Origin of the sequence: Leisingera sp. ANG59 (assembly GCF_013317235.1) — a bacterium.
GTDB lineage: Bacteria > Pseudomonadota > Alphaproteobacteria > Rhodobacterales > Rhodobacteraceae > Leisingera.
Genome location: NZ_WLCM01000046.1, coordinates 15591 through 28125 on the forward strand (window position 1 = coordinate 15591; position 12535 = coordinate 28125).

The 12535-nt window shown below is 61.5% G+C and carries 10 protein-coding genes and 4 pseudogenes; 6 read left to right on the forward strand and 8 right to left on the reverse strand.

Features of this window, described 5'->3' with window-relative positions; all coding sequences use genetic code 11:
- The first annotated feature begins 2 nt into the window (after positions 1-2).
- The 3 genes and pseudogenes from GKC28_RS22635 to GKC28_RS22645 form a co-directional block, all read left to right on the forward strand.
- Complete coding sequence (locus GKC28_RS22635) at positions 3-971, forward strand: dipeptidase (RefSeq protein WP_174149245.1); 969 nt, start codon at positions 3-5, stop codon at positions 969-971.
- 312 nt (positions 972-1283) lie between these two features.
- Positions 1284-1960: pseudogene (locus GKC28_RS22640) on the forward strand (IS6 family transposase).
- Positions 1961-2128: 168 nt separating this feature from the next.
- Positions 2129-2341, forward strand: a pseudogene (locus tag GKC28_RS22645) (DDE-type integrase/transposase/recombinase); the annotation flags it as partial.
- Positions 2342-2365: 24 nt separating this feature from the next.
- Here the strand turns inward: GKC28_RS22645 and GKC28_RS22650 are convergent.
- The 6 genes from GKC28_RS22650 to GKC28_RS22675 all read right to left on the reverse strand — a co-directional run bounded on the left by GKC28_RS22650 (position 2366) and on the right by GKC28_RS22675 (position 9395).
- The gene (locus GKC28_RS22650) at positions 2366-2536 is read right to left on the reverse strand and encodes a hypothetical protein (RefSeq protein WP_174149246.1); all 171 of its coding nucleotides are present in this window, start codon (positions 2534-2536) and stop codon (positions 2366-2368) included.
- Between the two features lie 235 nt (positions 2537-2771).
- Complete coding sequence (locus GKC28_RS22655; RefSeq protein ID WP_174149247.1) at positions 2772-4079, reverse strand: TRAP transporter large permease; 1308 nt, start codon at positions 4077-4079, stop codon at positions 2772-2774.
- Positions 4080-4082: 3 nt separating this feature from the next.
- Positions 4083-4634 (reverse strand): TRAP transporter small permease, encoded by a 552-nt coding sequence (locus tag GKC28_RS22660; protein ID WP_174149248.1) that lies wholly within the window; start codon positions 4632-4634, stop codon positions 4083-4085.
- Positions 4615-5601 (reverse strand): TRAP transporter substrate-binding protein, encoded by a 987-nt coding sequence (locus GKC28_RS22665; protein ID WP_174149249.1) that lies wholly within the window; start codon positions 5599-5601, stop codon positions 4615-4617. The genes GKC28_RS22660 and GKC28_RS22665 overlap by 20 nt, the downstream gene beginning before the upstream one ends.
- A gap of 75 nt (positions 5602-5676) precedes the next feature.
- The gene (locus GKC28_RS22670; protein ID WP_174149250.1) at positions 5677-7359 is read right to left on the reverse strand and encodes a hydantoinase B/oxoprolinase family protein; all 1683 of its coding nucleotides are present in this window, start codon (positions 7357-7359) and stop codon (positions 5677-5679) included.
- Positions 7356-9395 carry a hydantoinase/oxoprolinase family protein gene (locus GKC28_RS22675; protein ID WP_174149251.1) on the reverse strand — a complete coding sequence of 680 codons (2040 nt, stop codon included), beginning with the start codon at positions 9393-9395 and terminating at the stop codon, positions 7356-7358. The genes GKC28_RS22670 and GKC28_RS22675 overlap by 4 nt, the downstream gene beginning before the upstream one ends.
- Before the next feature lie 109 nt (positions 9396-9504).
- Between GKC28_RS22675 and GKC28_RS22680 the strand changes: the two genes are divergently transcribed.
- Positions 9505-10209: a GntR family transcriptional regulator gene (locus GKC28_RS22680; RefSeq protein ID WP_174149252.1), complete on the forward strand. Its 705-nt coding sequence runs from the start codon at positions 9505-9507 to the stop codon at positions 10207-10209.
- A gap of 252 nt (positions 10210-10461) precedes the next feature.
- Here GKC28_RS22680 and GKC28_RS22685 read toward each other — a convergent pair.
- A pseudogene (locus GKC28_RS22685) lies at positions 10462-10674 on the reverse strand (DDE-type integrase/transposase/recombinase); the annotation flags it as partial.
- Positions 10634-11086 (reverse strand): annotated as a pseudogene (locus tag GKC28_RS22690) (DDE-type integrase/transposase/recombinase); the annotation flags it as partial. The pseudogenes GKC28_RS22685 and GKC28_RS22690, both read right to left, overlap by 41 nt.
- Before the next feature lie 155 nt (positions 11087-11241).
- Between GKC28_RS22690 and GKC28_RS22695 the strand changes: the two are divergent.
- Together GKC28_RS22695 and GKC28_RS26570 are read left to right on the forward strand one after the other, a co-directional pair.
- On the forward strand, positions 11242-12345 hold the full coding sequence (locus GKC28_RS22695; RefSeq protein ID WP_174149253.1) for a hypothetical protein: 1104 nt from the start codon (positions 11242-11244) through the stop codon (positions 12343-12345).
- 64 nt (positions 12346-12409) lie between these two features.
- The coding region (locus tag GKC28_RS26570) for a helix-turn-helix domain-containing protein (protein WP_368041152.1) at positions 12410-12535 on the forward strand (126 nt) is incomplete at its 3' end.

The following is a 12535-nucleotide window of genomic DNA, read 5'->3' on the forward strand; positions in this document are numbered from 1 at the left end:
ACATGACAACGCTGCACGACGACCTGATCGTCTTTGACGGGCTGATTATCTCGGACTGGGGCCGCCCGGTTTTCGAAGCCATGGCGCAGGGCGGGTTGACCGCCGCCAATTGCACCTGCTCGGTCTGGGAAAATTTCCGCGACACCATGTCGGCCATCGGCGCCTGGAACAGGCAGTTCCGCGAGAATGCCGACCTGATCGTGAAGGCCAGAACCGTCGCCGATATCCGCCGCGCCAAGGCAGAGGGCAAGACCGCGATCGTTCTGGGCTTTCAGAACACTAGCGCATTCGAGGACCAGCTCGATTTCGTCGAGCTATTCAAGGAGCAGGGCGTGGGCATCGTTCAGATGACCTATAACACAAGGAACCTGGTCGGGTCGGGCTGCTACGAGAGCACCGACAGCGGGCTGTCGGATTTCGGCCACGAAGTGGTGGCCGAGATGAACCGCGTTGGGATGCTCTGCGACCTGAGCCACGTGGGGCCGAAAACCTCCGAGGAGGTGATCCTCGCTTCGAAAAAACCGGTGGCCTATTCGCATTGTCTGCCCGCCGGTCTCAAGACGCATCCCCGCAACAAGAGCGACGAACAGCTGCGGTTCATTGCCGATCACGACGGCTTCGTGGGCGTCACGATGTTCCCGCCCTTCCTTGCCGCCGGCAATGGCGCATCGGTGGACGATTACGTCGCCGCGATGGATTATATCGTGAATCTCGTGGGCGAGGAGCGCGTGGGGTTCGGCACCGATTTCACCATGGGATACGGCGCGAAATTTTTCGAATACCTGAACCGCGACAAGGGCTATGCCCGCCAGCTCACCGAAATCTGGGAGGTCGAATTTCCCGACGGGCTGGAGTCCATCGCGGATTTTCCGAACCTGACGGCGGCGATGGAGCGCGCCGGATGGTCCGAGACCAAGATCCGCCGCGTGATGGGCGAGAACTGGCTCTCGCTGCTGGATCGCGTCTGGTAGGGCACCACGACGGGCCGTCCCTGCGTTTCAGCCCAGGATCTGCATCTTGCGTGTGGCGTCAGGCGACAGAACGGTCGTCACGATATGGATGCGGAACAGCTCGACATGGCGGGCGGCGACACGTTCGGCGCACGAACTGTCCTGACCGACCGCCTTGATGCCCTGCGTCTTGCACGGCTATTTCGCGCCGGGGAGCTGACGCCGATCTGGGTTCCGGACGAGGTTGTGTCGCAAACTTTCTGTCTGACTTTCGCCGTGTCGACCTTTTCGCTATGCCCGCTGCGGCACTGTAGCAGAATGTCGGAGGGCGGGGTGATCAGATTCAAGGGCAGCCATTATCCGAAGCATGTCATCCTCTACGCGGTGTATTTCTATGTCCGGTACGCTGTCTCCTACCGCGATCTCGAAGAAATCTTGGCCGAGCGCGGGGTGCATATTGACCACGCTACCCTGAACCGCTGGGTGGTGAAATACGCCCCGCTCATCGCGGCCGAGGCGCAGAAGCAGAAGTCGGCAGATCGTGGCGTATGGATGAAACCTACGTCAAGGTGAAAGGCCGGTGGGCTTACCTGTACCGAGCGGTGGACAAGGAGGGGAATACCCTTGATTTCATGCTCTCAGAGCGCCGCGACGAGGTTGCGGCAACCGCATTCTTCACCCGAACGATCCAGAGCTACGGCTGGCCGGACAAGGTGGTGATCGACAAGAGCGGCGCCAACCTGGCCGGCCTGGAGAACATGAACATCCTGCTGATCCTGAGTGGCTGGTTCTGGCTGATCGAGGTTCTGCAGGTCAAACACCTCAACAACATCGTTGAGCAGGACCACCGCTTCATCAAGAAGCTGACCCGGCCGATGCTGGGCTTCAAGTCGTTCGCATCTGCCCAGGCAACCCAGGCCGGGATCGAGACCGCGCATATGATCCGAAAGGGTCAGCTTGCCGGCAACGGCGGCACCGCCTTTCAGCAGTTCGCGGCGCTGGCAGGATAAATGTGTCCAGCAAAACACTTGCGTTCAGCCTGCCGAAAAATTTGCTCGGTCTCGCGCCGAACGATCTATCGGACGCTGGAACGAAATCGATGAATTTGCACCGATCATGGCCTTAAAGGGGGCTTTCGCACTCAGCCTTACTNGGCTGGTTCTGGCTGGTTCTGGCTGATCGAGGTTCTGCAGGTCAAACACCTCAACAACATCGTTGAGCAGGACCACCGCTTCATCAAGAAGCTGACCCGGCCGATGCTGGGCTTCAAGTCGTTCGCATCTGCCCAGGCAACCCAGGCCGGGATCGAGACCGCGCATATGATCCGAAAGGGTCAGCTTGCCGGCAACGGCGGCACCGCCTTTCAGCAGTTCGCGGCGCTGGCAGGATAAATGTGTCCAGCAAAACACTTGTGTTCAGCCTGCCGAAAAATTTGCGACACAACCCGCCAGCGTATCGGCGCCGACGCTGGTGCATTCCAGCTCGCCCGCTTCAAAGGCCAGCTCCGACACGGTGCGCACGCCCTTCAGGGCTTCCAGCGCCACACGAGCCTTGAAGCCCGCGTCATGGTTCCTGCGTTTCGACATGTTCTGATCTCCTCGTTCTTGGAGACCAACAGACGTCAGATCGTAGCTTCCGTCACTGTCCGATTTTCGGGGAGGACCTCAGGGCCTTGCGGCACAGTGAGCGACGGCTGGAGGCCGAGGTCGCCTATTTGCGCGACCTCGTTGCCGTCGCGCCAGAGATCGTGAAGGATAAGCGTTTTCCCCCGCCCCGGCGGATCAAACCCCTGGGTCAATGAGCCCCTCTTCCTCGCCTTCGTCAGCCAAACAGGGCCGCAGGCAGCCAAAGCGCGATTTGCGGCCAGATCGTGATCAGCGTCACCCCAAATGCCATGAGCATAAAGAAAGGGAACGCCGCTCGCGCCACCCGGCTGATCGGCACGCCTGTCAGCCCCTGAATGACAAAGAGGTTGAAGCCAACAGGCGGCGTCATCTGGCCGAGCTCCACCATCAGCACCAAGAAGACTCCGAACCAGATCGGATCGAACCCCATCGCAAGGACGGGCGGCAAGGTGATGGGCAGGCTCATGACCACGATGGAGATTCCGTCCAGAAACAGCCCCAGCACGATATAGAACACCGCCAACAGCGCGATCAGCCCATAGGGGCCGATATCGGTCGAAGCGATCAGCCGCGCCACGTCCTGCGGCACATGCATATAGCCCATCGCGGTGGACAGGAACGCCGCCGCCACCAGAATCGAACAGACCATGGCCGAGGATCTGACCGCCCCCAGCAGGCTGTCGCGCAACAGCGCCCAGGACATCTGCCGCAGCACGGTGGCCAGGATCAGCGTGCCAAAGACACCCACCGCCGCCGCCTCGGATGGGGTGGCGAGGCCGGAGTAGATAGCGCCTAGCACCAGCGTGACCAGCAACAGCACCGGCATCAGGTCCAGGATCGCACGGCGTTTGGACAAAAGCGCATCCGCATCATTGGCAGGTTGCAAAGCCGGGTTCAGCGCGCAGCGCAGCAGGATATAGGTTGAGTAAAGCCCCCCCACCAAAAGCCCCGGCAATACCCCAGCGGCGAACAGTCGGGTGATCGAGACTTCGGCCAGCACCCCGTAGATGATCATCACGATCGACGGCGGGATCAGCAGCCCCAGACTGCCCGCGCCTGCGAGCGACCCCAGCGACAGTGCGTCGTCATAGCCGCGCGCCTTCAGCTCCACCGTGGTGATCTTGCCCACCGTTGCGGTGGTCGCCGCCGACGATCCCGACACAGCGGCAAATAAGGTCGATCCTGCCACATTGGTATGGATGAGACCACCGGGAATGCGACTGACAAACGGCGCCAACCCCTGGAACAATCGCGCCGAGATATTGGTACGAAAGATGATCTCGCCCATCCAGATAAACAGCGGAATCGCCGCCAGCTCCCAGGAGCTGGCGCTGCGAAACAGGATCTTGCCCAGGATCACCCCGATCCGATGCGGCGGGAAGTCCAGCACCAGCGACAGCCCTGTGGTGGAGACCAGCAAAAGCCCGACAAAAACCCAGATACCGCTGCCCAGAAACAACAGGATCAGCACCAGGACGGTCAGCCCCGCAACCATTGCGTCCATAATTTATTCCGCCCCGTCTGAATTGATCGGCTCGCCCCCGGCGGCGACGCGCAGGAAACAAGCAAGGAGTTGCAGCATCAGCAGGACCAGCCCCAGCCAGACCGCGCCCACCGGCAGCCACAGCGGCACTTCGGCGATGCTTTCGCTGACCGAGCCGCGCGTCCAGTTGCGCAGCGCATCGCGCCCGACCCACCAGGCGCAATAACCCGACGTGGCAAAGCTCGCAGCCAGGCAGAACAGTTCCGCCCAGCGGCGCGCCCGACCCCGAAGGCGGCTTACCGCCAGATCCACCCGGATCAGGCTGCCCGCGTTCAACGCGTAGCCCAGGCTCAGGAACGTCATTGCCGCCACCGCGTAGCCGACGAATTCGTCCAGCACAAAGGTGGAACTATCAAACAGGCTGCGCAGGATGATTTCATAGATAATATGGCCAAAGATATAGACCAGGATCAGTGCCGATATCCCGCCCGCCAGCCGGTTGAGGGCTGTCGCCGCCCGATCAAACGACCCGATGAGCGACGACAGTCCTGTGACCTCAGTTTGCGAAATAGGCATCAAGGATCGCCTGACCTTTGCCGCCGGTATTCTCCAACCACTCCGCCCGCGCCTTTTCACCAGCGTCCTGCAGTGACGCCAGGAAGGCGGGGTCAACATCGGTCACAACGGTCATGCCCGCCGCGCCCATGTCGGCGTAGTTCTTGCCCACACGGCTCACAACCGCATTCCAGACGTGGTCTTCGGCAGCCTTGGCGGCCTCCATCACGGCGGCCTGATACTCCGGCGAAAGATCGTTCCAGGTGTCGAGGTTGATGTGGATCATATTGAGCGGCATCGCGTAGTTCACCTCGGTGAAGTGATCGAGATGCTCCCAGAATTTCGCGTTGGCCCCCGCCTCAGCGGAGGTCAACACCGCGTCAATGCCACCGGTCGAAAGCTGCGGCACCACATCGGCCCAGCTCAGCTGGATCGGCGCGGCCTGCGCCTCTTGCAGGGTGATAGTGCCATTGGCGTCATAGGTACGGATCTTCAGACCCGCCAGCGCGGAGGCATCGGCAACCGGTTTCTTGCCCCAGATGCCCGAGGGCGGCCAGGGCGAGGCCCAGAGGAGTTTCTGGTTATTTGTTGCAAAAACAGCGTCGTAATCGCTGCGCGCGGCGTCAAACAGCTTGCGGGCCTCAGCCGGAGTTTTGGCGAGGAAGGGCAGCGATGGCAGCAGGAACATCGCATCAATGCCACCCAGGGGCCCCACATAGGTATCGGCAATGGGCAGCGCGCCATCGCCCACGGCATCCAGCTGATCCTTGGACTTGAACCCGATGGAGCCACCAAAGTGATGGGTGATCGCAATCGCGCCGCCGGTCAGTTCCGACAGTTTGGCGGCAAAGACCTTGTCGCCTTCGGCGTGGATCGAGGTGTCATTATATTCATTCGCCATATCCCAGTTGATATCGGCGGCGAAAACGGGCTGCGCAGCGAGGCCAAGCGCCAGGCCAAAGGCAGCAAAAGTCGTTCTGATGGTCATGGTAGCTCCCAGTGTTGGATGAATTTAGGTCTTGTTTTTGCTATTGGCCCGGTTTGATGGGCGGTTTTGTTGGCCTCAGGCGCATTCCGCGCCATAGGCATCTTTCAGATATGTTTCGGAAAACTTGCCCGAGCGACGGTCTTCCTCGCGCAAATCCTCTGTCCGGTCTTTCGGGTCGCCATAGCCCCCAGCGCCCGGAGTCTCGATCACAGCGGCGGTGCTGGGCGGCACCCGGATGCAGCTTGCCTTGGGCGGCAGGCTACGTTCAGAGCCATCGTTATCGCGCAGGAAGAACCGCCCCGGCGCCCCGGCCTGACCGCCCAAAACACCCCAGGGCGCATGGCGGAACCGCTCGCCGACGCCGTTGAATTCGCATTCATGGCCGATGGGGCGGATGCTGCGGCGAATACCCATGCCGCCCCGATGCTTGCCGGCGCCGCCAGAATCCTCGATCAGCGCGTATTCCTCGACCCTGAGCGGATATTCCATCTCGATCGCCTCCACCGGCAGGTTCGACGTATTGGTGATATGCACCTGCACCCCGTCCTTGCCGTCCTTGGTCATCCGCCCGCCCATGCCACCCCCGAGCGTCTCCAGATAGACATATTGCTGCCCCGTCTCCGGGTTGATCCCGGCAAACACGGCGCTGGTATTGGCGCCATTGGCAGCACCGATCACCCGCTCGGGCAGTACCTCGGCAAAGGCGCCAAGGATCACATCCACCAGCCGCTGACTGGTATTCAGCCGCAACGCCACCGCAGCTGGCGGCACACAGTTCACGACGGACCCCTCAGGTGCGATGATCTCGACCGAGTCAATCACCCCATGGTTATTGGGCACATCGGGGTCGAGCAGCGCCTTGAGACTGTAGCACACCGCCGACTGCGTGCCATTGAGGGTCAGATTGAAATTGCCCGGCATCTGCGGATCGGAGCCGGTGAAATCAAAGGCAATCGCCTCACCCGCCTTGCGGATCTCCAGTTTGATCAGGATGTCCTCGGTGCCCAGACCGTCGTCATCCATCACGTCCTCATACGCATAGGTGCCGTCCGGCAGGCTGGAAATCGCGCTCTGCATCCGCATCTTGGTGCGCTGGATAATCTCGTCAAAGGCGCGACATATGTAATCCGCCCCATGCCGTGCCACCATATCCGAAAGTCGCCCGACACCGAGCTTGCAGGCCGCGATCTGCGCATTCAGATCGCCGCGCCGCTCGTCCGGTAGCCGCATGTTGAGCAGCAAGAGCCGCAGGATATCGTCCTGCACCTCGCCCTTGCGATAGAGCCGCACGATGGGGATGCGCAGGCCTTCCTTGTAGATCTCATTGAGACCACCCGACATCGAGCCAACCGCCGCGCCGCCCACATCGGCGTGATGCACGATATTGGCCACAAACCCGACCAGCCGCGCGCCATCAAACACCGGCATCGCCATATTGATATCCGGCAGATGGGTGCCCCCGGCCACATGCGGGTCATTGCCGATGAACATGTCTCCTGGCGCAATCGTGTCGCCGTAGCGCTCGACAATATGGCGCACCAGACCACCCATCGAGGCCAGGTGAATCGGCAATGCCTGCTCTGCCTGCACAATCAGCCTCCCCTGCGCATCAGCAATCGCGGTGGAATGGTCGTGGCGCTCCTTAACGTTGGTGGAAAAGGCGCTGCGCATCAGGGTCAGGAAACATTCATCCGTTATGGATTTCAGCCCACTCCAGGTGATCTCCAACGAGATCGGGTCGAGGGTCAAATCGCTCATTGGTCGATCTCCATAATGATATTGCTGGCCTCATCCACCCGCAGGTTGCACCAGGGCGGCACCACGGTGGTCGCGTCGATCTGGGTGATGATGGCAGGCCCTTGCAGCGCAAAACCGATGGGCAGCGTGGCGCGGTCGTAAACCGGCGTGTCCACCGGCCCCGCGCGGTCAAACCAGACGTCGTGATGACCAAGCGGTGCCGGTATGGCCTCAGACGGGATATCGGCACTGTCGCCATGCACCAGCCTTGCGGTGGCTTGCAGCCGCAGGTTGACGATTTCAATCGGCGCCTCCGGGTCGTGATGCCCATAGGCACGCGCATGGGTGGCGAAAAACAGCGCTTTCATCTCGGGCAGATCGGGCAATGCGGCGCCGCCGACCTCAACCTGCAATTCATGGTTCTGCCCCACGTAACGCATATCGAGGCTCAGTTTCAGACGACGCTCACCCTCGGCCACGCCTTCCTGCGCAAACCAATCGTCGGCGCGCTCCTGCATTTCGGCAAGGTTGGCTTGCAAGGCCGCCAGCCCCTCAGCGTCATCCAGTTTGATCCGGCAGGAGCCGACAAAATTCTCTTGCAGATCCGATACGATCAGCCCCTCGGCACAGAGGATCCCCGGCGCGCGCGGAACCAGAATGCGCGTCATGCCCAGCTCGCGGGCGATATCGGCCACATGCAAGCCTCCCGCGCCACCAAAGGGCATCAGCGCGAAATCGCGCGGGTCATGGCCGAGCTCGACCGAAACTGCGCGGATCGCCCGCACCATATTCGAGGCGGCAATGCTGAGAATACCGAATGCCGTTTCCTCCGCCGACAGCCCCAGCGGCCCCGAGAGTTTCTCGATGGCGGCCAGTGCCTTACCCCGATCCAGCGTCATGCCGCCACCAACCAGCGTTTGCGGCAAACGCCCCAGAAGCATATTCGCGTCCGACACGGTGGGGTCCATCCCACCCCGACAGTAACACGCCGGCCCCGGCACCGCGCCGGCGCTGATCGGGCCGACCTTCAGCAGCCCATCCGCGCCCAGATGCGCAATCGAGCCCCCGCCCGCGCCCACCGTATGGATGTCGATCAACGGCAGGCGGATGCGAAAGCCCGCGATATCGCGTACATTCGCAAGCGAGGTTCGCCCGCCCCGGATCAGGCAGACATCGGTGCTGGTGCCGCCGATATCCAGCGTGATCACATCCGCAATGGCGGATTTGCCGGAGGATTTGATCGCCCCCACGGCCCCCGCCGCAGGCCCCGACAGTGCCGTGCGCACCGGGAATTCGGCGGCGCGCTCTACCGACATCAAGCCGCCACTCGACTGGAAAATGCCAAAAGCCGCGTTTGGCATCTCCTCGGCCACGCGGGCCTTGAGGTTGGTCATGTAGCGGCTGACTTCGGGCTGCAAAAAGGCGTTGATTGCGGTGGTCGAAAACCGTTCGAACTCGCGGAATTCGGGCTGCACATCGCTGGAAAGCGACACGAACAGGTCGGGCCGATGCGCCCGCAGCGCGGCCCCGATGCGCTGTTCATGCTCGGGATTGAGGAAGGAAAACAACAGCCCAATGGCGACGCATTCCACCCCCTCAATGGTGTCGATCTGCGCCAGCACCGATGCGATTTCATCGTCACTCAGCGCAGTAACAACCTCGCCCTTCGGCCCGATCCGCTCGGCCACCTCGATACGGCGCTCGCGCGGGGCTAGGGGCGGCGGCACATCTTCTTGGAGATCATAAATCCGCGGGCGGATCTGCCGCCCGATCTCCAGCATGTCGCGAAAGCCGCGGGTGGTGATCACCGCCAGCCTGCCGCCCCGCCCCTGCAACAGCGCATTGGTCGCAACCGTGGTGCCATGGGCGAACCGCTCGACATCGGCACCCTGAAACCCGGCAATCTCGCGCAGCTCGGCAAAACCGTTGAGGATCGCCTCAGAAGGGTCATGCGGCGTCGAAGGCCGCTTGTGCACCACAGTGCGGCCCATGGCGACATGGCGCGCGCTAAAATCGGTAAAGGTGCCCCCTACGTCGACACCGACAATCCAAGCCATTTGACCCTCACTCCAAATTCAGTATCCATTTCGTATACTCAATGTTGTTGACTGGTCAAGCCAATGCGGGTCATCTACCAGAGGCGCGACCAAAAAGGAGGCACAGCCCGTGTCCAGCAGCATCAAATCGTCCCCCTATACCGCCTTGCGCGAACAGATCCTGACGCTGGCTCTGCGCCCGGGGTTGGTGCTGGACGAGGCCAGCCTCACCCGCCAGTTCGAGGTCTCCCGCACTCCGATTCGCGAGGCGATCATCCAGTTGATTGCCGACGGGCTGGTGGTCCGCGAAGGCCGCAGCGCCCGCGTTGCGCCGCTGGATATCGACGATATTCCGCCACTCTATGATGCGCTGCTGATCTCCAGCCGGATGATCCAGCGGCTGGCGGCGGAGTTCCGCTCCGAGGCGGATCTGGCAATCATTCGAAGCAAAATGCTGGAGTTCGAGACCGCCGTGCCCAGCCAACGCGGCGCACTGCTGTCGGAGGCAAATTACGCCTTTCACCTGGCGATTTCGGCAGCGGCCAACAACCGCTACTTCTCTGAATTCTATGAACGCACCCTGGTCGGTTCGCTGCGCTTCAACCGCGCCTGTTTCTCGGGCAATATCTATGCCACCCGCGACACCGGCGAGCACCTCGCCACCACCGCCGAGCAGCACCGCGACACCGTGCAGGCCATCGCCGACCACGACATCGAGACCGCAGACCAGCTGGCGGTGGCCCACCATACATTAGCGCGGCGACGGCTGGAAAAGGTCCTGTCGATGGGGGCACTTTCAGTTGATAGCAACACCGACCTGTCTCTGACGCGCTGACACACGCCCACAGATACGCAGCTTGGCTCAGCCATCCATTTGTGGCGGCGCCACCCTCTCCTCGGTGGCCAGCAGGTCGAAATCAGAGAGGTTGGGGTCGAGTAAGGCTGAGTGCGAAATCCCCCTTTAAGGCCATGATCGGTGCAAATTCATCGATTTCGTTCCAGCGTCCGATAGATCGTTCGGCGCGAGACCGAGGGTTGTGTCGCAAATTTTTCGGCAGGCTGAACGCAAGTGTTTTGCTGGACACATTTATCCTGCCAGCGCCGCGAACTGCTGAAAGGCGGTGCCGCCGTTGCCGGCAAGCTGACCCTTTCGGATCATATGCGCGGTCTCGATCCCGGCCTGGGTTGCCTGGGCAGATGCGAACGACTTGAAGCCCAGCATCGGCCGGGTCAGCTTCTTGATGAAGCGGTGGTCCTGCTCAACGATGTTGTTGAGGTGTTTGACCTGCAGAACCTCGATCAGCCAGAACCAGCCGAAAGGCGGTGCCGCCGTTGCCGGCAAGCTGACCCTTTCGGATCATATGCGCGGTCTCGATCCCGGCCTGGGTTGCCTGGGCAGATGCGAACGACTTGAAGCCCAGCATCGGCCGGGTCAGCTTCTTGATGAAGCGGTGGTCCTGCTCAACGATGTTGTTGAGGTGTTTGACCTGCAGAACCTCGATCAGCCAGAACCAGCCACTCAGGATCAGCAGGATGTTCATGTTCTCCAGGCCGGCCAGGTTGGCACCGCTCTTGTCGATCACCACCTTGTCCGGCCAGCCGTAGCTCTGGATCGTTCGGGTGAAGGACGCGGTTGCCGCAACCTCGTCGCGGCGCTCTGAGAGCATGAAATCAAGGGTTTTCCCCTCCTTGTCCACCGCTCGGTACAGGTAAGCCTGTCAATGAGCGTTCAAAACTGGCTCTGAAGCAGATTTGGTGCAGTCCAACATGCTATCTGGCGCATCTGGGGGCAGACGGCGCACGTTCATCGCAACAGATCCGCCTCTATGTCGACGTCCCCATCGACCTCCATCATTTCGGGCCATGGGTGACCGGGGGCGGCATTCCCTTCCTGCCCTGGGGTGGGCGCACGGCAAGCAATGTCAGCGGTCGGAGCCGGACGAGCTCGGAGAACACCACGCCGCGCATCCCCGAACCGGTCATCGGCGCACTGCTCCACTGGTCGATGCGATACGTCGATGTCTTCGCCCCGGATATCCTCGCGGCGCGCGAAGAGCTGGATCGCCTTGAAGCCCGTGCTGCCCAGATCATTGCCGAGGATGCGCGCCAGACCCGCCACGAACGGTTTCGCTACCGTCTTCGTACCTGGCTCGAGGCCCGACGGGCGGAAGGGCGGGGCGTGCCACTCTGGGAGCGCCGTCCAAACACCACCCGCGGTGTCCCCGATGTTAAGGAAGGCAAGGCGTATAATTTCAGGCTGATGTGCCTTCAGATCGGCTGTCCTCAAACGGGGAACCTCAGTAGTTCCACCGCGACCGTGAGGATGCTGGACCTGATGGCGGAAGAGATGGGAACCGAGGTCGGCGGCATGGATACCCCGATCAGCCTCGATCCCGATACCGGCCTGCCCTGGCGGGAGCGTTTCGACACGGACAGCCTGCCACATGAAGAGCAGATGCTGCAGGCGGCCTGCTACATCGTCTGTGCCTACCTGACGGGCATGCGCGACAGCGAGTTGCAGGACATGGAGCCGGGCTGCGTTTCGATTGAACGCAGTGCCGACAACCTGATCGAGCGCTATCGCGTGCGGAGCACCGTCTACAAACATCGCGAGGCGGCGGGTGTTTCCGCCGACTGGATCACCATCGCGCCGGTCGCCCGTGCCGTCGAGGCCATGGAAGCCCTGTCGCGTCGAGCGCGCGGCGACCGTGATCTTCGATCCCTCTGGGTGTCGTTGAAGCCTTGGGACTGGACGGCGGATTACCTTGCCGCACAGGCGTCGCCGATCATCAAGATATTCCGCGACGGTCTGGATGCAAAGGTCGCAAACCCGCCCGCAATTCCACATGTCGATGGGCGCGCCTGGCATTTCAGCACCCGGCAGTTCCGGCGCACCATCGCATGGTACATCGCGAACCGCCCCTTCGGTGTGAATCGGCGTGCAAAATTGACCCACTTTGGTGGGTTATGAGCGAGTAAAATTGACCCACCTGTTTTCGTTAACATCCGCACTAAAAGTGCGGAGGAAAGAGCAGGTGTTACTGATGGAAAGCGTGTCGAAGATCCGACGATGGGTATTGGTTGAGGGACGCAGCATCCGGTCTGTTGCGCGGGCGACGGGATTATCGCGGAACACGATCAAGAAGTATCTGAAGGATGAG